This is a genomic window from Ekhidna sp. (assembly GCF_965227465.1).
In the GTDB taxonomy this organism is placed as follows: domain Bacteria; phylum Bacteroidota; class Bacteroidia; order Cytophagales; family Cyclobacteriaceae; genus Ekhidna.
This window is the reverse complement of the sequence record NZ_OZ245746.1, coordinates 4143595-4167875: the sequence shown is the minus strand read 5'-3', so window position 1 is coordinate 4167875 and position 24281 is coordinate 4143595. Positions and strand designations below refer to the sequence as shown.

General features: G+C 39.9%; 23 protein-coding genes. 7 read left to right on the top strand and 16 right to left on the bottom strand.

Going from position 1 to position 24281, the window contains the following annotated elements:
* Nucleotides 1–9: 9 nt before the first annotated feature.
* Nucleotides 10–1092 (bottom strand): DUF4271 domain-containing protein, encoded by a 1083-nt coding sequence (locus ACO05G_RS18380; protein WP_421764058.1) that lies wholly within the window; start codon nucleotides 1090–1092, stop codon nucleotides 10–12.
* Nucleotides 1092–2705, bottom strand: coding sequence for a hypothetical protein (locus ACO05G_RS18375; RefSeq protein WP_421764057.1), 1614 nt, complete (start codon nucleotides 2703–2705; stop codon nucleotides 1092–1094). The genes ACO05G_RS18380 and ACO05G_RS18375 overlap by 1 nt, the downstream gene beginning before the upstream one ends.
* A gap of 25 nt (nucleotides 2706–2730) precedes the next feature.
* Here ACO05G_RS18375 and hemW point away from each other — a divergent pair, with 25 nt between their 5' ends.
* Nucleotides 2731–3864 (top strand): radical SAM family heme chaperone HemW, encoded by a 1134-nt coding sequence (gene hemW / locus ACO05G_RS18370; RefSeq protein WP_421764056.1) that lies wholly within the window; start codon nucleotides 2731–2733, stop codon nucleotides 3862–3864.
* A gap of 82 nt (nucleotides 3865–3946) precedes the next feature.
* A complete protein-coding gene (locus tag ACO05G_RS18365; protein ID WP_421764055.1) occupies nucleotides 3947–4312 on the top strand; it encodes a hypothetical protein in 366 nt (121 codons plus the stop codon).
* 9 nt (nucleotides 4313–4321) lie between these two features.
* On the opposite strand, the gene ACO05G_RS18360 is transcribed toward ACO05G_RS18365, so the two are convergent.
* Entirely contained in the window at nucleotides 4322–5032 is a 711-nt protein-coding gene (locus ACO05G_RS18360) for a LytR/AlgR family response regulator transcription factor (protein WP_348283384.1), read from the bottom strand.
* A 67-nt stretch (nucleotides 5033–5099) separates the two neighbouring features.
* A complete protein-coding gene (locus ACO05G_RS18355; protein WP_421764054.1) occupies nucleotides 5100–6143 on the bottom strand; it encodes a sensor histidine kinase in 1044 nt (347 codons plus the stop codon).
* A gap of 193 nt (nucleotides 6144–6336) precedes the next feature.
* On the opposite strand from ACO05G_RS18355, the gene ACO05G_RS18350 reads away from it, so the two are divergent.
* Nucleotides 6337–6642: a hypothetical protein gene (locus ACO05G_RS18350; protein ID WP_348283382.1), complete on the top strand. Its 306-nt coding sequence runs from the start codon at nucleotides 6337–6339 to the stop codon at nucleotides 6640–6642.
* A 26-nt stretch (nucleotides 6643–6668) separates the two neighbouring features.
* Here ACO05G_RS18350 and uvrA read toward each other — a convergent pair whose 3' ends face one another.
* Genes uvrA through ACO05G_RS18335 form a run of 3 tightly spaced genes read right to left on the bottom strand, consistent with a single transcriptional unit; the run spans nucleotide 6669 to nucleotide 11161 of the window.
* A complete protein-coding gene (gene uvrA, locus ACO05G_RS18345; RefSeq protein WP_421764053.1) occupies nucleotides 6669–9485 on the bottom strand; it encodes an excinuclease ABC subunit UvrA in 2817 nt (938 codons plus the stop codon).
* Between the two features lie 15 nt (nucleotides 9486–9500).
* Entirely contained in the window at nucleotides 9501–10232 is a 732-nt protein-coding gene (locus ACO05G_RS18340; RefSeq protein ID WP_421764052.1) for a TIGR00730 family Rossman fold protein, read from the bottom strand.
* 2 nt (nucleotides 10233–10234) lie between these two features.
* Nucleotides 10235–11161: a TIGR01777 family oxidoreductase gene (locus tag ACO05G_RS18335; RefSeq protein ID WP_421764051.1), complete on the bottom strand. Its 927-nt coding sequence runs from the start codon at nucleotides 11159–11161 to the stop codon at nucleotides 10235–10237.
* Between ACO05G_RS18335 and ACO05G_RS18330 the strand changes: the two genes are divergently transcribed.
* Nucleotides 11160–11735 (top strand): hypothetical protein, encoded by a 576-nt coding sequence (locus tag ACO05G_RS18330; protein WP_348283378.1) that lies wholly within the window; start codon nucleotides 11160–11162, stop codon nucleotides 11733–11735. The genes ACO05G_RS18335 and ACO05G_RS18330 overlap by 2 nt on opposite strands.
* 55 nt (nucleotides 11736–11790) lie before the next feature.
* On the opposite strand, the gene ACO05G_RS18325 is transcribed toward ACO05G_RS18330, so the two are convergent.
* The 9 genes from ACO05G_RS18325 to arsB form a co-directional block, all read right to left on the bottom strand.
* Nucleotides 11791–14664, bottom strand: coding sequence for a TonB-dependent receptor domain-containing protein (locus ACO05G_RS18325; protein WP_421764050.1), 2874 nt, complete (start codon nucleotides 14662–14664; stop codon nucleotides 11791–11793).
* Nucleotides 14665–14740: 76 nt separating this feature from the next.
* On the bottom strand, nucleotides 14741–15949 hold the full coding sequence (locus tag ACO05G_RS18320) for a hypothetical protein (protein ID WP_421764049.1): 1209 nt from the start codon (nucleotides 15947–15949) through the stop codon (nucleotides 14741–14743).
* A gap of 184 nt (nucleotides 15950–16133) precedes the next feature.
* Nucleotides 16134–17126: an AAA family ATPase gene (locus tag ACO05G_RS18315; RefSeq protein WP_421764048.1), complete on the bottom strand. Its 993-nt coding sequence runs from the start codon at nucleotides 17124–17126 to the stop codon at nucleotides 16134–16136.
* 96 nt (nucleotides 17127–17222) lie between these two features.
* Nucleotides 17223–18548, bottom strand: coding sequence for an NAD(P)/FAD-dependent oxidoreductase (locus ACO05G_RS18310; protein ID WP_421764047.1), 1326 nt, complete (start codon nucleotides 18546–18548; stop codon nucleotides 17223–17225).
* Nucleotides 18549–18602: 54 nt separating this feature from the next.
* Nucleotides 18603–19196, bottom strand: coding sequence for a low molecular weight phosphatase family protein (locus ACO05G_RS18305; RefSeq protein ID WP_421764046.1), 594 nt, complete (start codon nucleotides 19194–19196; stop codon nucleotides 18603–18605).
* A 71-nt stretch (nucleotides 19197–19267) separates the two neighbouring features.
* On the bottom strand, nucleotides 19268–19690 hold the full coding sequence (locus ACO05G_RS18300; RefSeq protein WP_421764045.1) for an ArsI/CadI family heavy metal resistance metalloenzyme: 423 nt from the start codon (nucleotides 19688–19690) through the stop codon (nucleotides 19268–19270).
* Nucleotides 19691–19702: 12 nt separating this feature from the next.
* Nucleotides 19703–20080, bottom strand: a complete 378-nt coding sequence (locus tag ACO05G_RS18295) for a hypothetical protein (RefSeq protein WP_421764044.1) — start codon at nucleotides 20078–20080, stop codon at nucleotides 19703–19705.
* 40 nt (nucleotides 20081–20120) lie between these two features.
* Nucleotides 20121–20447, bottom strand: a complete 327-nt coding sequence (locus ACO05G_RS18290) for an ArsR/SmtB family transcription factor (protein ID WP_421764043.1) — start codon at nucleotides 20445–20447, stop codon at nucleotides 20121–20123.
* 23 nt (nucleotides 20448–20470) lie between these two features.
* Entirely contained in the window at nucleotides 20471–21508 is a 1038-nt protein-coding gene (gene arsB, locus ACO05G_RS18285; RefSeq protein WP_421764042.1) for an ACR3 family arsenite efflux transporter, read from the bottom strand.
* A gap of 65 nt (nucleotides 21509–21573) precedes the next feature.
* On the opposite strand from arsB, the gene ACO05G_RS18280 reads away from it, so the two are divergent.
* The 3 genes from ACO05G_RS18280 (at nucleotide 21574) to ACO05G_RS18270 (ending at nucleotide 24232) form a co-directional block, all read left to right on the top strand.
* Nucleotides 21574–22227, top strand: a complete 654-nt coding sequence (locus tag ACO05G_RS18280) for a DUF4230 domain-containing protein (protein ID WP_421764041.1) — start codon at nucleotides 21574–21576, stop codon at nucleotides 22225–22227.
* A gap of 109 nt (nucleotides 22228–22336) precedes the next feature.
* A complete protein-coding gene (locus ACO05G_RS18275; protein ID WP_421764040.1) occupies nucleotides 22337–23152 on the top strand; it encodes a 1-acyl-sn-glycerol-3-phosphate acyltransferase in 816 nt (271 codons plus the stop codon).
* 153 nt (nucleotides 23153–23305) lie between these two features.
* Nucleotides 23306–24232: a GNAT family N-acetyltransferase gene (locus ACO05G_RS18270; protein ID WP_421764039.1), complete on the top strand. Its 927-nt coding sequence runs from the start codon at nucleotides 23306–23308 to the stop codon at nucleotides 24230–24232.
* The last annotated feature ends 49 nt before the right edge of the window (nucleotides 24233–24281 follow it).

Below are 24281 nucleotides of genomic sequence, written 5' to 3'. Positions count from 1 at the left end.
TAAGTTTAATTATTTAAAGAATAATCCCAACAAAATGACAGCAGGGATGATTTCCGTGGCACAAAGGTAGGAAATAATCATAAGTTTTTTACGCGGGGAATTACTAACAAATTTTAAAGTGAACCAGATTATAAATATTGAAACCAAAATTGGAAACACAATGATGAAGTCATTTCCAATCCAACTCTGCTCAGCAGTATTAAGAATGAAGTCGAGTATCACAAAAAATAGTATAGGTATAAGTAGTAAAATTTGAAAATTGATGAAATCGAATAATTGATAGTTTCTCAATCCTTTAAAATTAAAGAGATGAGCCACAATGGATATGAGGACCCATTTAGCAATTATCAAAAAGAAAACAATTAAGCTTGATTTTAACCATGCAATCAACAAATTAAATACGGTATCACCGCTTTCAATAATGCCATAGTCTAAAAGCGTATTTAGATATACTCCAATAAATGCAATTGACATGGAGTAGCAAATAAGTAAATTCATACTAGCAGCACTAAAAAAACTGGTGTTAACAAATTCGTAAGCACTGATTTTAAATGTGAACGCTTTTTCCAACAAATAAGAAATACGACTTGGATAACTCGATGTAATGATTCCTGTCATTATCAATAATATAATCACGGAGGTAATCACATATTCTCTAAAAGCATTTCGCACATCCCTGGGGATTGGGGCGTCTTCTTTAATAATTCTTAGTTCTTCAAAAGTTACCCAATCGCATTTCAGATCTGCAAGTGAAGATTTTGAGCTAATGGCTATAAATAAGGTATCTGAAGATGAAACCTTTAATAATTCCTTTTGGGAGATAAGATCGCATCCTTCAATCAATTTTAAAAGCTTCCCATTGACCCAGAGCGATGTAGCCTCCTCGTTGCAAACCCTTAACATTCCAGTTTCAAATTCGCTCAGGAAAAAACCGACCTGATAAGCATCCTCTAAAGAAGTAACCGGTTGTAATTGACCACCTGGGCCTGACTCAACAAATACATTGGTGAAATCTGTGACAACTATGGTATCGCTTTGACCAAAAGCATTTGTAGAAAAAATGATAAATACGAATACTAAGAGTCTTTCCATTAAAATTTTGAAATATATCCAAAGTGTGCCTTCATCGCTGAGAAAGAAATTGGTTGAGTCTCAGAATCTCCAACTGCCAGTGCAAAACTAAATTGTCCTGAAGAGGTTGCAAGGGCAAAGCCCAAACCAATCCCGAATGGAGCATCTTTTTTTTCATTGGCGGCAAGGATCAGCTGATCATAAAATAGGTAGGCATAGCTTTCATTTTCAAAGTAAGATCTAAACTCAGCTCGACTTAACATATAGGATTGAGCAAAAATTGATTTTTCATTGAAGCCCCTCAGCGAGTTTAACCCGCCAATTCTAAATAATTCGTTTCTAAGCAATTCATCGTTTATTAAGGAACCCGCACTTAATGAATGAAAAAACGATTGTCTTTTTAAGACTAACAGCTGATAGTCAAGGCCTACTTCCATTCGAAAATAGTCAGTACTAAGTTGAATTGAATCATAGTAGGTGTCCGGAAGACTGAGGTTTCTATCAATTGTTTTTCTTCCTCCTGAAATGGAAATATTCCATGCAATTGAACTGGCATAATTTCTGAAATAGGATTTATTTCCTTCAAATAGCTCTACTTTATATAGCGTGCGATTGAAGTCTGCCAACCCAGACCTGCTCACATTTTCAATATCTGTAGATAGTAGCGTTCCTACTGCTCGCTCATACACTAATGAAATTCCAATTTTGGGAGAAAGGTACGCTTGAATGCCTAGTCCAGTATTTCTTGTTATGAAAGTGGTGTCCTGCTTCAATAAATCAAAGGAGAAGGTGGGTGTTATTTTAGAATCAAATAAAAATGGGTGTTTATAAAAGATATTTAACCGCTGAGACTGCTCCGAAAATCGTTCCCAGGCAAACTGAAATTGTTTACCTGACCGGAATAAGTTTTGAATGTCCAGATCAATATTTCCTACTACTGATGTCTCCCCTGAGGGAACCTGTTGTAATCCTACAACACCCTGAAATGTGTTAGATGCTTGCTCTTTGATATCAAGAAAAATTTTTGCTTTCTTATTCTTGAATGACAAGTCGGTTGGGCTTTGCAACTCAAGAAACGAAGATCGCTTTATTTTTTCATTAATTTTTTTGTATCCCTTTTCGCTAAACTCATCATCGGGAACAATATCCAGCAATTGGTAAACATACTTATGGTTGGTTTTGATCGGGCTTAAGAATTGTGCAGAATCATAAATCACCTCCGGACCCGGCTGTATTACTAGTTTACCTGTCAGCGTTTTATCATTGACACGTACTGAATCGATCTTCATGGAAGCAAATGGATAACCATTATTTACATATTCAGAAAGTGATTTTGACAATTTTGAAATCACTCGTTTTCCCGAAAGGCCATCAATCTGCACGTCTAGTTTGTCTCCCTTGTGCAGATAGACATTTATTGTGTCTAATATATTCGTGATGGAATCTCTACTGGTAAAGTAGTAGCCGTCATTTAACCACTTAATTTGCAGACTCCTGATATGTGCGGAAAGTGCCAGAGAATCCTGAAAAGGATAATATTCATAGGGTTTCGAATCCACAAAAAGCTGTGATTTCACTTGTGCTTGAACACAGCCAGCATAGACAAAAACCAATAGAATGATCATTCTTTGCATCGGTCTTTGCAATTTAGCCCAAATCATGGCTGGTATCTACATTCATATTCCATTTTGCAGGCAAGCCTGTCATTACTGTGATTTTCACTTCAGTACCAATCTTACCCGGATGGAGGAAATGGTACAGGCGATTGGGAAAGAAATAGTTGACAGGAAAGAATATTTAAAGGAACCAATTGAAACCATTTATTTTGGCGGTGGTACGCCTTCCTTACTCACATTCGATCAGATCATGTTCATTTTAGACATTATCGACGGGTCGCATTCCATTTCATCTGAAGCGGAAATCACAGTAGAAGCTAATCCCGAAGACCTTTCAAAAGAAAAGACTAGTCAGTTTTTTAAAGCTGGTATCAACCGATTAAGTATTGGTATTCAAACTTTTGATGAAGCAAAATTGAAATGGATGAATCGAATCCATGATACTAATGAATCATTTACAGCAATAAAAAATGCACGAAACGCTGGGTTTCAAAATATCTCACTGGATCTGATCTATGCCATACCAGACCATAGTCGGGAAAAATGGCAATCCGACCTTGAACAGATCATCAAATTGAACCCCGAGCATGTGTCTTTGTATGGGCTAACAATCGAGGATAAGACCGTTTTTGGGAAATGGGAACATGAGAACAAGCTTATTCAGGTGCCAGAAGATGAAGCTGCTGCTCAATATCTATTGGCAATTGATTTTTTAACAGAGAATGACTACCTGCAATATGAAGTATCCAACTTTGGTAAGCAGGGGTTCTATTCGAAACATAATAATGCCTATTGGTCAGGCGTACCGTATCTCGGCGTAGGGCCTGGTGCGCATTCTTTTGACGGAGAACACACTCGTCGATTTAATGTCAGCAACAATGCTAAATACCTGAAGGCACTACAAGGAGATGGTATTCCATTTTCAGAAAACGAAGTATTATCTACCAAACAACGTTTGAATGAGATGATCTTGACTCAACTACGCACCAAAAAAGGACTTAACCTCAAAGTATTTGAACAGTCAAGCGGTCACGCTCTAGCAAAAGTCCATCAACATTTTCTTGAAGAAACTGCTCATCAAAACTTAGTTGAAATCAGCAATGACTTCCTGCGATTAAAGCCTCTCGGATTTTTAGTGGCTGATGAAATTGCCTTGCGGTTATTTCTGCCGGAGTGATATTCAAAAAATGTTTAAGAGTATAATTAGCTACTTCAATGGGTTAGGGATAATCCATGATAAAGTCTACTTTTGAGCCTGAATGGACGCAACTACTAAAAAGGCTCTTTTACTCTTAAAATCGCTCATCTTTCACTACCACGGACTGGACGATGAGGAGCGCGAAATGTTGGAAGAAACCGCTCAAAAGATGAACGCCAAAGAGGAGATGGACTGGGCCAATAAATTCATTTCTGAGGATTACCTTTCGGCGTTTGAACGTTCCAGAGAATTCCTATCAAAGATCTTTAGCAAGATGGATGAGTCCGACAGGATTAAGCACCTAATGGAGGTCTGGGAAGAAACACACAAAAAGGGATATGTCACCGAAATGGAAACCACTGCTATTCTAACCCTATCCAAAGATTTTCATGTAGAGAAGCAGTTTTTAGAAGCAGTGAAGGGTTGATTATTGAATTTACAAACTCATCATTTCCCTGAACCTCGCCGACTGGCGTCTGCTCACCTCAATTTTTTCGCCTCCTTTAAGTTGTACTAATAATCCACCATTAAACCAGGTGTCGATAGACTCTACCCAACCCAGGTTAATGATGTGTTTTCTACTTGCTCTAAAAAAATGACGATCATCCAGCCGCTCATCAAGTGCGTTCAAGGATTTGTGAATCATGGGTTTGAACTTATCAAAATAGACTTTAATGTAATTTCCGTCTGATTCGAAAAGCCTGACATCTTCCAGTTTTACAAACCAACACTTATCTCCGTCCTTCACAAAAACCTGGTCTTTGCTGCTTAGCTTTTGATCTTTTGCGGCGTTTTTAGCGGCCTTGATGGAAACTTTATTCAAGCTCTCTGTCAGCCTTTCCGGTTGAATCGGTTTTAGCAGATAATCAAGGGCATTGTACTCAAAGGCCTTAAGCGCAAACTCATCGTATGCAGTAGTGAAAATAACCTGAGGGACGCGCTCCATTTCTTCGAGCATTTCAAATCCGGTCTTGCCAGGCATTTGGATATCCAGAAACACAACATCCGGGTCATGTTTTTCAATTTTCTCAACCGCCTCATCCGCATTTGCAGCCTCGTCTATTACTTCTATTTCCGGATGACTAGCTAATAGTGACATTAGTTCTTTTCTCGCCAATCGCTCATCATCAACTATAATCGCTTTCATATTATTCTTATTTGAATGCTTCAGTGAAATCACTTTCACTCATTTCATCTAATTAGGTTACTCTTACTTAATCCAATTCTCTCATCAACTCTTTGATAGGAGGGATGGTTATCGAAGTTAAGACAGTTTTTTTATTCTCGTTCTTTATTTCAAATTTGGCTTCATCCCCAAAGATTAGCTCCAACCTTTTTCTGGTATTAGCCAAGCCAAATCCACTTTCGATACTAATGTCACTGGACAACTGACCGGTATTACGAATTTGCAGCTGAAGTTGTTTTCTCTTAATAGCTGTAGTTATACTAATCTCGCCTCCATGCTTTAAGTTCGAAATGCCATGCTTAATGCCATTCTCCACTAGTGTTTGTAACATCAAGGGTGGAATCATATACTTCCCTGAGTTTCTATCAATATCAAATTTAGTGATCAATCTTTCTTCGTAACGAATGGATTCCAATGCTAAATAATCCATTACTGTTTTTAGCTCTTCCATGAATGGAATCAGTTTCTTTCGATCACTTATAAGGGAATTCCTTAGAATATGTGAGAGTTGAGTGATTGATTCTTTTGATTTTCGAGGGTTTTCATCTACTAGCGCTCTGATACTATTAAGGGCATTAAAAATAAAGTGCGGGTTCAGCTGGGCTTTGAGGTTGATGAGCTCTACTTCTCTGGCAGCTGTCTCAGCCTTTAAGGACTTATTATAGCGTTCTACATAATGAAAAGTGAAATAAAAGATGGTCCAGATAAAATAGATCAACCAGTATCCCAGCACATTGATAAACACTGTAAGTACCATAAGGTCCTGTTTGGAAATACTCCCTGTGAAATATTCCATACTCAATAAGTATCCGTAATTGAGCCAGCTTAAAACAAACGTTGCAATGAGAAGTCTTGGAATCAGAAAACTAAGTCTGAAGTTCAGCCATCCACGTTTTAGAATAACCGCACGAAGCATGTGCGTAGTAATAACAAAATATACCACCTGGAGGAGTACACCGAAGGCCTGGTCCACTTCAAATCTCTTATTAACCGTATAGAGGAAGATTTGGATAAACCCATAAAGTCCCCACCCCAAGATTTGACAGAGCCAATATATTTTTCTTTTGGTCATGAAGCAATAAAGCTAAGTGAAGTGGGAAATATATTTTGTTAGAAAATGCATGGGTGAGCGGATCAATTGATAAGTGGTTCATTTAACAAATCATTAACTATTCCGCCTATGTAATTAAGGAGAATTAACAAACCTGTCGCGTTATTCGTCGTACTAAAAGCAGGACTAAACTCAAATTAAAAAGAATAATTAAATGAAATCACTACTCTTTGTCGCGCTTCTTAGCTTCTCTGCATTTGCAGTTACAGCTGAAGCGCCTATGCAAACCAATCAAGGATTGAGTATGCAATTAGAATCCGATCTGGTTTTCGAAAAAATGGTCATGATATATGACTATAGTGGATCCCTTATTAGAGAGATTCCTTTGAATGATGTGGCTAACAATACTATCGATGTGGTTGATCACATGATTTTAGAGGAGAGCGATTTCGCTTTCGACTATCAGGGCAACTATTATTATTTCGGAGATTCGAAAAATATACCCAGGATCGTAAATTGACTAATGCCGGGTTTTTCCGGCATTTTTTATTTCAATTCTTCTTTTAGAAAGCTGGCGGTGTAGCTTTTCTTTTCCTTGACAATCTCCTCCGGAGTGCCTTGGGCAATTATTTGCCCACCTCCAAAGCCCCCTTCAGGACCAAGGTCAATGATATGATCTGCCACTTTGATCACATCCATATTATGTTCTATAATGAGGACCGTATTGCCTTTATCAACCAATTTCTGGAGCACATCTAAAAGATGTTCTATATCCTGAAAATGCAGTCCGGTGGTTGGCTCATCTAAAATATAGAAGGTTTTACCAGTATCTTTTTTCGAAAGTTCCGTGGCAAGTTTTACCCGCTGAGCTTCACCACCGGAGAGTGTGGTCGCATGCTGCCCCAGAGAAATATATCCCAATCCTACTTCATCGAGAGTTCTTAGCTTTCGAACTATGCGTGGCTGATTTTCAAAAAACTCCACCGACTGTGACACGGTCATATCCAACACATCGGAAATGGATTTTCCTTTAAATCGTACTTCGAGTGTCTCTCGATTGTATCGCTTACCCTTACATGTTTCGCATGGTACATGTACATCCGGGAGGAAATCCATTTCGATTAATCGCATACCTCCTCCTCCGCATGTTTCACACCTACCACCCTTGACATTGAACGAAAATCGGCCCGGTTTATATCCACGAATCTTCGCTTCCGGTAACTGAGCAAAGAGGCTCCTGATTTCAGAGAAAACTCCGGTATAAGTTGCCGGATTTGAACGCGGCGTTCTTCCGATTGGAGACTGATCTACTTCAATTATTTTATCGAAATGATCAATACCTTTTATTTTCTTATATGGGAGTGGTTCTTGTCTGCTTTTGTAAAGGTGTTTTCTGAGAATCGGATAGAGTGTCTCGTGAATAAGGGTTGATTTACCACTTCCTGAAACGCCCGTGACCAAAATCAGATTACCCAATGGTATTTTCAGGTCAACATTTTTCAAGTTGTGTCCGGAAGCGCCGTACAATTCCAGCCATTTACCGTTTGTACTTCTCCTTTCTTGAGGAATTTCAATTTTTCTTTTTCCATTCAGGTAATCCGCTGTGGAACTACCTAGCTTTAAAAACTCATTCGGATTGCCTTTGGCTACAATTTGTCCCCCGTGCCTTCCTGCACCAGGTCCAATGTCCACCACCTCATCTGATTCCATCATCATGTCCTTGTCATGCTCTACAACAATGACGGTATTCCCCAAGTCTCTAAGGTCCTTGAGCGCCTGAATAAGTTTAACGTTATCTCTTTGATGCAGACCGATACTCGGCTCATCCAGAATGTATAGCACGTTTACCAGTTGAGTGCCAATCTGTGTAGCCAGCCTGATCCGCTGAGCTTCTCCTCCTGAAAGTGTCCTTAATGGGCGATTTAAGCTCAAATAATCCAGCCCAACATCCAGCAAAAAACCAATACGCTTACGCAGTTCTTTTAGTATCTCTGTGGCAATAATCAATTGGCGATCATTCAATTGCTTTTCAACTCCGTCCATCCATTGGCCAAGGCTATGGACGTCCATTTCTGCCAACTCCCCAATATGCTTATCTGCAATCTTGTAATGAAGCGCTTCTTTTTTTAGCCGGTATCCTTTGCAGGTTGGACAAACTTTAGTGTCTGTAAATTCTTTAACCCATGTTTGAATTTTTTCCGATCCTCCGTCTTTCTGTTTCTCTAGAAAGTTGATGATCCCCTCAAACTTGGTATGCCAGTCTGTTCCCGGATATTTTACAGAGCTAACTGCCACGGGAACACTGTCTCCATAGAGCAGCACATCAATTATTTCCGTTGGGATTTTTTTAATCGGTGTAGAAAGGTTGACTTTATTCCGTTTTAGTATCGCCTCAATTTTTTTGAATATCCATATATCGCGGTACTCACCCAAAGGGGCAATGCCACCACGACTGATGCTCAAAGATGGATCTGGAATAACAGATTCTTTTGAGATTTCTTCGATAATACCCAGGCCATTGCATTCTGAACAGGCTCCATAAGGAGAGTTGAATGAAAATGTGTTAGGAGCCGGTTCATCATAGGCCAGTCCAGTTTCCGGATCCATCAGGTTTTTGGAAAAATGGGCAATGGAACTATCTTCTTTCTGAATCATCATGACACCATCTCCGTGTCTCAATGAATTGTTCACTGAATCTCTGATGCGCTTTCTGTCTTTTTCAGAAACTTTGATACGGTCGGTGACAATCTCAATGTCATGGGTCTTGTACCTGTCGACCTGCATTTTCGGAACCAGGTCCTGAATCTCCCCATTGACCCTGACTTTTGTGAATCCTAGTTTTCTAACCTGAACAAACAATTCACGGTAATGTCCTTTTCTTCCCTTCACAACCGGAGCTAGTAAAATCAGCTTTTGCCCATCATGATTCTTTAGGATCATGTCAATGATTTGATCCTCTGATTGACGGGTCATTTTATTTCCAGAAAGGTAAGAATAGGCTTCCCCAGCTCGTGCATACAGCAGTCTAAAGAAGTCGTAAATTTCAGTTACTGTGCCGACCGTAGACCTGGGATTACGTGAGGTGGTTTTTTGCTCAATGGATATTACCGGGCTTAAGCCTTCAATCTTGTCGACATCCGGACGCTCCATATCACCAATAAAAGAACGTGCATATGCACTAAAGCTCTCCATATAGCGGCGCTGACCCTCAGCGTAAATGGTATCAAAAGCCAGGGAGGATTTACCACTCCCACTTATTCCAGTAATCACGATCAGCTTATTTCGCGGAAGGGTTACATCGATATTCTTAAGGTTATGCTCCCTCGCACCGATAATTTCTATTACTTCTTCTCGCTTCTTCACCAACTATTGAGAATATTAGAAGTTTGGACTTAAGTTGTACTTGCTGTAGAACTCGTCTATCACTTCAACAGCTTCTGTGGCTGTATCTACCACGTTGAAAAGTTCAAGATCTGTCGGGCTTATGTTACTTTCCATTTCCAGCATTGCCTGTTTGAGCCAATCTACTAAGCCAATCCAATACTCCTTACCAACCAGAACGATTGGGAATCGACCTATTTTTTTGGTTTGGATTAATGTTAGTGCTTCAAAGAGCTCATCCATTGTACCAAAGCCTCCGGGCAGCACAATAAAGCCTTGAGAGTACTTCACGAACATCACCTTACGAACAAAGAAATAATCAAAATCGATGCTCTTGTCTATGTCAATGTAAATATTATTGCTCTGCTCAAATGGAAGATCAATGTTTAGACCTACCGATTTACCTCCTTGAGCGTTGGCTCCTTTGTTACCAGCCTCCATGATACCGGGACCTCCGCCGGTAATTACACCGTATCCGTGTCTGACCACTTTCGCTGCAATCTCTTCTGCAATCTGGTAGTATTTATTATCTGGTTTGGTCCTTGCAGATCCGAATATGGAAACACAAGGGCCAATTTTTGCCATCTTCTCGAAACCCTGAACGAACTCGCCCATCACTTTGAAAATCACCCAGGAGTCTGCACTCTTGATCTCATTCCAATTTTTTTCTTTGAAAGCTTCCAGAATGCGAGCTTCCTCCTCTTTAGATATTATCTTCTTTTCTTCCATAGTTATTCTAGTAAATCTTGCAGCGCATCGTCTAACGACTCAAATCGAAAATTAAATCCCGCATCTTCAATTTTTTTATTTGACACACGATTTCCTCCAATTAATATGTCCGCCATTTCACCTACGATCAAACGGAGCGCAAATTTAGGAACATTTGGTAGCCAAAGTGGCTTTTTTAATTGACTTGCCACAGATTTTGTGAATTCCATGTTGGTTTTCGGTGATGGCCCCACTCCATTAAACGCACCAGGTAATCCATTTTCCAAAACGTAAGCGAAGATGCCACACAGATCATCCAGGTGAATCCAGCTCATGTATTGTTTTCCAGAGCCAAGTGGAGCCCCAACACCAAATTTGATTGGCTTAGCCATTTCTACTAAAGCACCGCCTTTCTCACTTAGCACTATTCCTATGCGTACCATGGAAGATTTAACACCTATTTCATCAAACGCCTTTGCTTCTTTTTCCCAATCTTCAACAACATCTGCTAAAAATCCGGTCCCCTTCTTCGAATCCTCATCAACCAATTTATCTCCGGAATCCCATCCATAGTATCCTACTGCAGATGCAGAGATGAAGTGTTTTAAGTTTGGATTGTGTTTTGCAACTTGTTCTCGCAAGAGTTTCGTTGAATCGATTCTGCTGTTATAGATCTCTTTCTTCCATTCATCCGTCCACCTTTTGTCTGAAACTCCTGCTCCTGCAAGATTTATGATCGCATCCGCAGAGGTAATGGCCTCTTCTTCAATTTCACCTTTTTTTATGTCCCAATAGAATGTCTGGTAATGTTTTTGCGTTGGGTTCCTTGATAAGTGTGTGACTTTGTAACCTGCATTTGTAAGTAGCTTACTTAGATTGCCACCGACCAAGCCGGTTCCACCGGTGATAAGTACCGTTTTAGTTGAGTCGTTTAGTTTTGTTGAAGACATGAGAAAATCCGTTTATAACCATACTCTTGCCAGCCTCCTTTTGTTTTTTACAATCGTGACTTTTGGACAAAAAGAATACGAAGCAAAAGCATCGTCCAGTGTATTGACTCTGGAAGGTAAATCATTAAGCGGCTATAAAACAAGTTTTGATTTTGGGTGGGAAGAAGTGAGAAAAGGTTGGTGGAAATATGCCCGAGATTTTGGCACTCCCTTGAATATGAAAACCTACTATAAGGTGACTATTCCCTCACAAACTACCGATGGAAATGTGAATTTGGAAATATTCACACAAACCACCGAACTAAAAAAGGGATCGGAGTTTTTCCTTGGTCTTCAAAACAAGAAGTACCAAGAGCAGGCGCTAGTTATGTTACTGGATTTTAAAAAGAAATTTTACATTCAATACATGGTTGATTTGCTTAATAGTACCCTCGCAAAGGCAGATAAACTAAGTAATCAATATATAGAAGCGGAGACTGAATCTGAGAAAAAAGAATTCTTAGAAAAACTGAATGAACTGGAAAGCTCCATGGAGCAAATCAAAGAACGAATAAGAGAAATAGAGAAGAGTTAACATAAAAAAAGAGCACCCCATCGAGCGCTCTTTCTAACATCTATCGATTTAACGACTAAAAAAGTGAATACCTGAAGGTTACACTTACTCTTGTGCCCGGATCAAGCGTTTGGAATGGTTGATCTGAAGAACCAAAGTTCTTATACACCAATTCTCTCTTGTCACCAAGCAAGTTTCTTACTCTCATATTAAGTTGGTACTTATCATTCTGTCCGAAAGTTTTATTAACAGAAAGGTTAACACTATTAAAAGGGACGGAGTATACATCCGGGCGATCTGCAATCCCTGTATAAGTCAAAGTTGCACCTTGAACATTATAGTATAGACCTGCTTCTAAGCCTGATTCAGGTTTATTATAAGCGAATCCTACATTGATCAGGTAAGGTGCTTGCCCTTGTAGCTCTCTTGTTCTATCCAGTGTTTCACCATTTCTTACATTTCTTAATCTTGACTCATATTCTTCTTTACCCATGGTAATTTCAGACTTCAGATACGTGAAGTTTCCACTTACCGTAAAGTTTTCAAGAGCACTGGTCAATTTTCCTAAACTCTGTCGAATTTCTAATTCTGTACCAATAACCGTTGCATCTCCCAGATTTCTCGGCTGAAAATTATTATCAGCAGTAGCACTTTGAACCGTTTCAATTGCATCATTAAATTTCTTGTAGAATCCACTCACTGAGATGGTCTGCCCTCCATTTTGGAAAATTTCCCAACGCAAATCAAAATTGTCAATCAGGGTGCTTTTGATGTTTCCATCCCAAATCACTTCATTTCTTCCATTTCTGGCCGGGCTTAGTGCTCCTAGAAATGTTCTACCTGTTAGTGGATCAAAGATCTCAGCAAACGATGCTTCTTTGAACGAAAATCTTGCAGTCGTTCTAGAGTATGAAGCTCTTAAATTCTGCCTATCAGTTAAAGAGTAGATCAAATTCACAGAAGGGAAAAAATTAAGCTCGTCAACAACCTTTTCGTTTTTCAATTCCAGTCCCTGTGAGTTTTGGCCAGTATATAGCTGACTATAATCTTCCGCCCTAACTCCAACAATCGCCTTCAAATTTTCAGTAGCAGAAAATTCGGATGAAACGTAGAACGCATTATTTAAAATCGATGACTCGAAGAAATTGATGTTTCTAGGTACAAAGTCTGCACTGTAGAAATTTCCACCATCTTCCGGGTATAGATTTTCATCGTAAAAAAGTTCATCAGGATTTCCTGTAAGTCCATCATCATCTCCAATAATTATTGAAAAGGTTCTGATTGAAAAATCTCTTGATTTAAACGTGGACCCTCCTCCAAATTTTAATTTGGCATCTCTTCCAAAAAGCTGATGCTCTTTAGTTACTCCTACAGTTGAAGCAATATTATATTCATTCAAGTCTCTCCAAATTCTTCTTGGAAATCCAGCTTCTCCACTACCAATTTGAAACTCTCCTCTTTCTACCTGGTACCTTGTAAATCTGATATCCGGATCTTTAATGGAAGATAGGGTTGGGGATACTTTCCAGTTAAGCTGCCATGAATCATTCTTTAGGTAATGATCACCTGCAAATAATAAATTGGTCAATGCTCTTTGGCTGTACTCCAGGTTGTGCTGGATTCCAACAAAGTCAGAACCTTCATCACTACCCACATAGTCGAAAATACCTGCTTTGTTCTCACCATTTTGAAGGCGTAAAATATTCAAGCGGTATTTAGCCTGGTCTCTATTTAATGCCAATCCAGCCATTCCACCAAGCAATACATTATTTACTCCATAATCTCCTGACTGAAATTCTCTTCTTTCCAATTGTAGGTCTGATGGATCAGAGTCGTTGATTCCGTATCTGGAAAATACTGCACCCTCGTAAAACTCAGAAGTTTTTCTATAAGTAAGTGCGAAATTGTACCCCAAACTACCAAGTGATGTCTCTTTTTGATTTCCGAATGAGTATCCGAAATTGTAATCCATGAAGTTGGTTTTTCTTTCCGCACCTAGCGTTCGGTTAAATCCTCTTAGCTGTGCGGCATACTGTTGCCCTAATGGGCTTGTTGGCGCATAAATCTGACCATTAAGGATAACATCATCATCATTTATATGCAATGATCTAGTGCCATCATCAAATCCAAGAAAATCTGTAGAACCTCCATTATACGTCAGATTATTACTATTGAAGTGCATGCTCGGATTGAAACCCAATCCAAGTGACATGTTCATTGTCTTTTCATCCGGAAGATCTTTGGTTTCAATATTTACCAAACCGCCTGTAAAATCGGCGGGTAGATCTGGGGTGAATGTCTTAGCCACCATAATATTGTTTAACACATTAGTAGGGAAGATGTCCATCTGCAATGTGTTTCTATCTGGGTCCAAACCAGGAACGTCCATGCCATTTAGGAGTGTCTTTGTATATCGATCACCTAATCCACGAACAAATACATACTTACCTCCTTCTATGGATACTCCGGTAATTCTTTTTGCTGCAGCAGCGGCATCTGAATCTCCTATTTTTCGAAAACTTGCTGAGGAAATACCGTCTAGCAGGTTTGGGGATTTTCTTTTTACAGTTAATAAGGCTGCTTCTGTTGTTCGAATAACCTCTGCGGTTACAACTACTTCTTCTAATAATTCCACATCTTCTTTCAATGGAATTTGATCAATCAATGTTACTTCATTTGGCTTGACCTCCAGACCACTAATGGTTACCGTCTGGAAAGAGACGAATGAGGCTTGAATGTCATAAGATCCTGGTGTTGCAGGGATTTGGAATTTCCCGTCAAAATCAGTTATTGATCCATTTGTAGTCCCTTTAATTACCACAGTTACTCCATATAGGGGCTCACCTGTAGCCTCCTCTATGACTGTACCTCGAATGGTACCATTTTGTCCTACTGCTGTGATGCTAATTGTCATTAGCCAGAGTAAGATGATAAAGTTTAATCGTTTCATTTTAAAAATTCAATAGATGTTAAATAAGTAAACCCACTGGCTCATCACCAGTGGGTGTTTTGTATTGTCCTATGACTTAAAAGTCACTTAATTCTCCTGTTAGGCTTGCAAATGTCCAGTCTGCAAATACTGAAGCATCTGCTCCTACAGTAGCTGTTGTCACAGCTGTAGCGTTTGTTCCCATGTCTGTGAAAAAATCAGCTACTGTGTAGGTTGCGGCATTACCATCTGCATCGACCGTTGGAAGTACTGCCTCAATTGAAGTAGCACCAAATCCAGCCTGAGCTGCAAATGCTGTATACTCTTCAACATCCTGACCGATGGTCAAATCGAAGAAGAAGATATTAGATAAAGTAGCGTCTGTTGTCGCATCAAAATCGATGAGGCCAGCAGCTCCGTCAGCTTTTACTGATCCATTCGTAATCGTATGACCAGATCCAACGAAAGTTCCTTCCGGACCATCTAATTCGAATGCCTCGTCTCCAGGATTAATTACTATAAAGTTGTTTAATGTACCTGACCATGCCTGATCTGTATCGATCGCATCATCACCTGCACCAACCACTATTGCGTTAGATACATTAACCGAACCTCCGAACCATTCGATTCCGTCATCCTGGTTACCAATTACTTCTACATATTCGATGGTCGTTCCAGAACCAACTCCTCCTAAAGTGATTCCATTAATTTCGTTTCCTTCTCCAATGTTTGCTCCACCATGTCGGACTGATACATATCTGATTACTCCGGAATTATCGGCATCATCAGTACCTCCATAAAGACCGTTAATGTCGGTCGCAGGGATTCCTTCGATTTGCTCAGCGTTGTTATCAGCAGAGATTCTAGCATTTCCCAGAACTAGCAAACCTCCCCAAAGACCATTCAAGTCAGCAGTAAGATTAGGACTCTGAATTTGACCTAATGTGATTTGATCAGCTTCCGCTGTAAATATGATTGGGTTGGCAGCAGTTCCTTCTGCCATCAACTTCGCTCCTCTGGCAATTAAAAGAGCAGTAGCATTAGCACCTGTACCAGCTCTCCCTTTTACAATACATCCTGGCTCTATTGTCAAAGTTGCGCCAGACTCAACAGTAACTCTTGAGGCCAGCACATAAATGGAATCATTGGACCATGTTGTGTTTGAGGTAATATTAGCATCTACCAATACTCCTAGGCCTCCTTCTAATATCCCGGATGGATCAATGGTTGTTCCATCATCACTTCCACAAGAAACCATCATTAAAGTTCCTGTTAGAAGAATTGCGATTGCAACTAATTTTTTCATTTCAATTTTGCGATTTAAATAGTTAGTTAGATCAATTTGTACCGCAAAATTGAAGTCCGAATGTTAACTGCCTTAGGAAAGGCAGTTACGATATCATTAAAGAAACCGATATTTTGTTAGCTCAGTATTACAAATGTTAAGGAATTGTAAAGAGCAACGCTGAAATAATCTTTTGTGAGAAGGTCTATTTACTGATAGTAACCTTAGATAGTATGGATTTTATGATGTCATGAGTCGTTACTTCATCAGCTTCAGCTTCATAGTTTAGCAAAATTCTGTGATTCAATACGTCATCGGCTATCTCTTTGATATCCTCAGGCAATACGTAATCCCGCTGATTGAAAAATGCCATCGCTTTCGCTGCAAGATTTAGATTGATTGAAGCACGAGGTGAAGCTCCAAACTGAATGTACTGTGCTTCATCATTCAGTTTATAATCAAGTGGATTTCGTGTGGCAAAAACCAACTCAATGATGTATTTCTCAATTGACTCAGAGATAGTCACCTGATTGATCTCGTTTCGTATGGAGAAAATATCTTCCTTGGTAAGGATGGTCTCCAGCTGTGGATTGAAACTCATATTAGAGATTCGTCTCATCACTTCCAGCTCATCATCTTTACTCAAGTAATCGACGTGCACTTTCAGCATGAATCTATCTACCTGAGCTTCCGGTAAAGGATAGGTTCCTTCCTGATCAATCGGGTTCTGTGTTGCCAAAACAAGGAAGGGACGATCCAGCTTGTAGGTAGTCTCACCAATGGAAACCGTTTTTTCCTGCATTGCTTCAAGAAGAGCCGATTGAACTTTTGCAGGAGATCTATTTACCTCATCGGCTAATATCAAATTAGCGAAAATGGGTCCTTTCTTTACTTCAAACTCAGCCTTTTGCTGATTGTAAATCATGGTCCCTACTAAATCAGCTGGTAATAAATCCGGGGTAAACTGAATTCGTTGAAAATCTAATTTGAGAACATCGGCCAGGGCATTTACTGTAAGTGTCTTTGCCAATCCCGGCACACCTTCCAATAGAATATGTCCTTGTGTGAAGAGTCCGACCAAAAGTCTGTTTACCATATACTCCTGACCAATTACTACTTTCCCTACCTCAGAAATTACTTTCTTGATCTTGTCCTGATGCTCCTTTTGAAGATCTTTATCCAGTACTTGCTCTTCCATGTTTATTTTAATTGAGTTTTGGCTTGCAAAAATATAATTTGAGTTCAAATATTAAAGAACCATTTGAGGTAAGGAAAAAACGAAGGATTTTCGGTGTTAAATCTTGTTAACAGCCTTTGGCCTTCTCAAAAACTTTCGGTTGAATGTTCGAATAATCAACCTAGTTCCCTTATCGTATGTAAAGTAGCTCCATATCCAGTTATTTATGGTAATAAGCTTATTTCTGAATCCGATCAAGTACATAATATGAACAAACATCCAGATCAGCCAGGCAAAAAAACCTTTGAAATGCATCCCATTGGGCATATCCACCACAGCTTTATTCTTACCAATGGTTGCCATTGAGCCTTTGTCAAAGTATTTAAACGCTTCCATTTTATCACTCTGAATTTCCTTTTTCAGATTCTTAGCCAGATGTCTTCCCTGTTGCATGGCCACAGGTGCCACCATTGGGTGGCCATTGGGGTAATTTTTGTTCTGCATCATCGCGACATCTCCGATGGCGAAAACATTTTCTGTCCCTTTAACCTTATTGAATTCATCAACTAATATTCTACTTCTTTCTACCGAAGATGCATCCAATCCCTCTACCACATTGCCTCTAACCCCAGCTGACCAAACGACCGTGGCAGTTTCAATTGTGCCATTATTCAGTGTTACGGTATCGCCATCATAGTCTTCTACAAACGTATTTAATTGCACCTCAACGCCCATTTTTTTGACATAATTGAGGGCTTCCTTTCCTGCAAAATCACTCATTCCATTGAGTAAACGTTCTGATCCTTCAATTAAGTGAATCTTCATTTGCGTAAAATCCAGATCCGGATAGTCCTTGGGTAAAATGTGCTTTCTTAATTCTGCCAGCGCCCCGCTTACCTCAACACCTGTAGGTCCTCCACCAACAACAACGATATTCATCATCTTCTCAAACTCCGCCTGATCCTGAGTCATCACCGCCTGCTCGAAGTTTTGTAAGATGTGACTTCTTACATCCAGCGCATGTACAATTCGTTTTAAAGGAAGGACTTTTGGTCGGAAGTCTTTCTTATTGAAATAATTGGTTACTGAGCCGTTTGCCAATACGAGATAGTCATAGGATAAATTGCCAATACTTGTTTCTACTTCATTGTTTTTCGGATTGACTCCTGTCACCTTCACCATTCGAAAGAAATAGTTAGGGTTGCCTTCAAAAGACTTTCTGAGCGGACCGGCAATCGAATCCGGCTCCAGGCCCGCAGTTGCGACCTGATAGAGCAAGGGCTGAAATGTATGGAAATTGTTTTTATCCAGGAGTACAACCTGAGCCTTGGTTTTTCTTAATGCTTTTGCCAGATTTAGTCCTGCGAAACCTCCACCTACAATCACAATTCTTGGCAGATCAACATCAGGTATAGCTAAGGAAAGATAAGCGGGTATTGGCATGATGACATTGTTTTTCTAATAAACACCCAATGCCCAAAAAAATTCTTTTTTGTCCTATTTAATTGAGGAAAAAACGTAATTCATTTCTGCTGCAATTTGAGCGCATCTTTCACCATAAATCTTTGCCTCTTCTGAGGTTCCATCCGATACCTTGGGATCATCAAAGAAAAGCTTGATCCTGGCACTTGCACCCGGGACAAATGGGCAATCAGCATCTGCCTCAGAGCAGGTCATGATTGCAGCAAAATTTGCTTGCGGGTTAACCGGATCATCAAATGTTTTTGAGTAACATATCATTGAGTCCGCTTTTTCAGAGAACGAAACCGAATACCTGGGATTACTTCCTTCGCCCCTGGTGATCTCTAAACCTGCTCTTTTCAATGTTGCTACCGCGTTTGGGTGAAAAGCGGTGGCCTCTGTACCCCCTGAAAAAGTTGAGACGTTGATTCCATACTGATGTGCCAGAACCTGTGCCCAGATCTGGCTTAGGTGGCTTCTTCTGGAATTGTGCGTACAAATGAAGTTGAGTTTGGGATCATCAGTAGACTTTATATAGTCTACAATTTGATTGAGCATCAATTTACGTTCATCAGTAATTTTAACTGATAAAGATTTATCGAGAAACGATTTTATTTTGGGATAGGTCATATGCGTATTTTCAAAAAATTAACAACCCCCTAACCCCCTTTAATAAGGGGGAATTTAGGGAATTTTAAATTTTAGCAACAAGCTGCAGCTTGCTTCTCTTCTTTCTCTTCCAGGTCACCTAAAAAGTGATAAACCTCCCACTCATAGCCATCCGGATCATTTACCCAAAACTTGTCCTGAATAGCGTAGCAACAGGCCGTCTCAGCCTCTTCCAGTTGCACCAATTTCTGACCTCTTGCCAGGTTAAGCTTATCATTCAATTCTTCTTTGGTTTTTACCTGAATACCAAAGTGACCTATCTCAGCATTCACTTTTTTCGGATTTTGGATGAATGAAATCGTGAGGGCCGGGGCATCCAATTCATATTTGGCGTAATCCTCCTTCACCTTGGCCGCTCCTTCATTGAAAAATTTATCATAAAACTGCACCGTCTCACTAATATCACTCACAAAAAGTGAGATATGTGTGCGGGGAAATACATTTTTCTGTTCCATAATTATAGTTGTTTAAATAGTTATTAATTCGATGTAGCATTTTTTAAAGTCGACTTTCACTTCTGGGTCGCCTATTACCCATCTATTTCCATTTGGATCCGTAAGTCCAATCGCCCGATCAACCACCTCACAATCCTTTATAATTTTCTCAATAGCATTAAACCTGCTCATACGCTGATTAATTTTAGCCAACTCATGCGCATCTTGTATTTCAAATACATTCGTCTGCATTTTATGTGCACCAATTGACTCGGCTACTTCCAGAATAAAATGCTCAGTCTCGAATTGAATGCATGAAGGCGTAATCTCAAGAGGCATTCGATTTAACAAAGCCCTATAAAAAACCAGGCTATTATTCAGGTTACTACTTTGGATCTTAATTATCTTCATCTATATATCGTATTATTACGATTAAATAATTCAAATTTTTTTAACAGCATTTAGCCGGATCATAGCTATCCATCAAGCCATGAAGTCTGCTTTTTACTTTATTCCACACTTCTGCATTGATGCAATAGCACATGGAAGTCCCTTCCACTGTTCCGGCAATCAATCCCACACTTTTCAATTCTTTCAGGTGCTGTGAAATAGTCGCCTGTGCTAAGCCTAATTCTTCAACCAAATCACTGTTGATGCATTGATTGGCTTGGATCAGGTGCTCGATGATTGCAACACGAGCCGGGTGAGCAAATGCTTTAGCCACAAGAGCCAACTCATTTTGCTCTTCAGTAAATAAGTCCGTTTTACTAATTCCCATATCGCAATATTACGATGAATAAATTATTTGGTTGCACTATAATATTTTTTTCTAAGCCAGAAAGCTACCCGAACTAATAAAATTAATGCGGGAACTTCAACCAATGGTCCTATTACTCCTGCAAAAGCTTGTCCAGAATTCAACCCAAATACAGCAATAGCTACAGCAATAGCCAATTCAAAATTATTTCCAGCAGCTGTAAAAGCCACCGAGGCATTCTTGTCATATTCGGCCCCTACAGCTTTACTCACAAAAAATCCTATCAGGAACATAAGTACGAAGTAGATCAACAATGGCACTGCAATTCTCAGCACATCCATTGGAATTTCTACGATAAGCTGACCTTTCAATGAGAACATGACCACAATCGTGAACAGTAAAGCTATCAGGGTAACGGGCGAAATAGTGGGGATGAAGGTGTTGTTATACCAATCCACTCCTTTTATTTTCACCAAAATCCAACGACTAAGCATTCCTGCAAGGAAAGGGATCCCAAGGTAAATCGCTACACTCTCAGCAATGGTCACAATGGAGATATCCACTATCGCTCCATCAAACCCGAAGTATGGTGGAAGTACCGTAATGAACAACCATGCATAAAAGCTATAGCCAAAGACCTGAAAAATACTATTAAGAGCTACAAGCCCCGCACCATATTCACTACTTCCTTCAGCCAGATCGTTCCACACCAGTACCATGGCAATGCATCGTGCTAAACCAATCAAGATTAAACCAATCATATACTCGGGATAGTCCTGTAGAAATGTGATGGCCAGCACAAACATGAGTAAGGGTCCTATTATCCAATTGAGTAAAAGTGATAACGAAAGGATCTTGACATTCCTGAATACTTTTGGAAGAAGTGTGTAGTTCACCTTTGCTAGCGGTGGATACATCATCAGGATTAATCCTATCGCGATTGGTACATTGGTGCTACCGGTACTCATGGAGTTAACTGAATCTGCCACCGCAGGAAAAAAATACCCAATTCCAACCCCTACAATCATGGCGCTGAAAATCCACAGGGTAAGGTGCCTGTCCAGAAAGCTTAATTTCTTCATATTGTTTTTAATTCATCGCAATATTACAATGAATAGATAAGAATCAAAAGTTGTATCTTAATCCCATGATCAATCTCTTGAAATTGCTTTTAAAAATTCTTCCTTGGCTCCTGGTGGTAGGACTCCTTAGCTGGATGCTCATACAAGAGAAAATGAATTTTTCAAAAGAGCGTATCACTGAGATCGAAACGAATACAATTTTGACTAAGGTGGAGCAATTAGGCAAAATGGAGTTGGTGAAGTATAATTTCCAGGAGGTAACAGAGATCAGAAAAATTGCCAACTCCATAGATTTCAAATTTTTCAAATACAAACCGCTCCCTGATTCCAAAGGCGTTTTGATTAGTCAAGGGAGTGCAGCCGGCTGTATCGACCTTTCTAAGATTCAACTGAAAGATGTTCTAGGCAGAAACGATACCATTTTTATCTCTCTTCCTACTCCGGAGATTTGCTACTTCAAAATCGATCTGGAGAAGTCCAGACTTTACGACCTACAGATCGAATATATGAGACAGGAGGATCGTCGAGACTTTGTACAAGAGCTTTATAAAGTAGCTGAAAAGCAGATCAAAAATTCTTCACTTGAATCCGGCATCCTGGAACAGACTCGGGAAAATGCACATTCCGTATTGCGGCCCATACTGGAGAGTATTTCTGACAAAACGATCATTTTAAGGTTTGAACTGGATGAGCCAACGATCATCATGAATGATAATTAAATTGATCCAATGATTCCCAATGCTTGTCATATCGAGTGAATTTGAGATATCTCACTGATTAACTTCTTTTGCCCATGCCCTCAAAGCATTTTATCATTGCCTTTACCTAATGGAGAAATTTGTAGAAGTAAGAAAATTAATTGCCGATAAGAATCCTACTTTGCTCAAGTGGCTACCTGGTTTTGTCATCCGGTGGATTGAAAAGGTCATACACCAAGATCAGGTAAATGCCTTCATGGCTGCCAATAGGGATGCCGATGCTTTTGAATTCTCCGAAGCTACCGTCAAACTGCTTAAACAAAAACTAAGCATCAATGGACTGGAAAATATACCTCAACCTCCTCAGAGCTGCATTTTCGTATCAAATCATCCCTTTGGAGGCATGGATGCGATTACTATCATCCATTTATTAAAAGACGTTCGCCCGGATATCACCTTCATTGTCAATGACCTGCTCATGGCTGTCAAAAACCTGAAGGAAAAATTTGTGGGTGTAAATAAGGTCGGACGCAGTGCCGCCGAATCATTGCAAAAAGTAGAAGAGCAGTTTGCCTCCGATTCTGCCACATTCCTTTTTCCGGCAGGATTAGTTAGCCGAAAGATTGATGGTGAAATCATGGATCTGGAGTGGAAGAAAACCTTTGTGACTAAAGCAAAAAAATATGGGAAGCCAGTCGTTCCCGTACATATTGATGGTAGGCTGACCAACCGATTTTACCGACTCGCTAAGATTCGTAAATTTTTAGGCATTAAATTGAATATTGAAATGTTCTTCCTGGTAGATGAGCTCTTTAAGCAGCAAAATAAGGAAGTAAACATTGTCATTGGAGCGCCTGTTTTACCCAACACCTTTACTCGGGATAAGACAGATTTGGAGTGGGCGCAATGGATGAAGGGCGAAGTGTATAAATTAAAGAATAGTTGATGATAACCGTCAACTTTTAAATTAACAATTCCTCCCTTGAGGTCGGACAAACGTTTTTGAGGTTAGGAAGGTGTTTAATCGATTTCAAAACACCCCTATAGTCCCGATTCGTCGGACCGCCTCAAGGGGATAATTGGATAGCAAAAAAGAGAAATGCAAAAAGAAGACATCATACCGCCAGTAGATCGTGACCTGTTAGAAAAAGAGCTGAATGAAGATAGGTTTGTGCGAGACACTAACAAAGGAGGAAATAAAATCTACATCATCAATCATCATAATTCTCCCAATACCATGCGGGAAATTGGGCGTTTACGAGAGGTCTCCTTTCGCTATGCCGGAGGAGGTACCGGAGGTGAAATAGATATGGATGAGGCCGATACGCGTGAACGTTGCTACGAGCAGTTAGTCGTGTACAGTCCGGAAGATCGCGAGATTGTCGGAGGTTATCGGTTTATTACAGGGGAACGAGCTGAAAATCCGGACTCTGGTGATTTTGAGCTTTCTACCGCTCATTACTTTGACTTTTCCGAGCAGATGAAAAAAGACTTTCTTCCTTACTCCATCGAGCTGGGGAGGTCGTGGGTACAACCCAATTATCAACCTTCGATCAACCCTCGCAAGGGGTTATTTGCATTGATGAACATTTGGGATGGGTTGGGCTGCCTAACCACACAATACCCGGACATAAAGTACTTTTTTGGAAAGGTGACCATGTACACCAGTTATAATAAAGAAGCACGGGACCTTCTGCTTTCATTTATGGCACATTACTTTCCTAACCGAATGCGTTTGTGCGAACCAAAACCGGAACTAAAAGCCGGCTTTGATGACTCGTTGTTTAAAGAACATTTTGCTACTGAAATGAGCTATCAGGATGGGTTCAAACTGCTCCATAAACTGTTGAAAGAGCGAGGCGAATTTGTGCCTCCTTTGATCAATATCTACATGAGTCTGTCTGACACCATGATGACGTTTGGTACGGCTCAAAATCCGGATTTTGGGGATGTGGAAGAGACGGCTATTTTGGTTACGATTGCTGACATTCACCCGGAGGTGATTGATCGGCATGTGAATTATTAGAGTAACCTTTTAAGCATATTCCTAAAACCTCAGTTAGTAGAAAACAGAA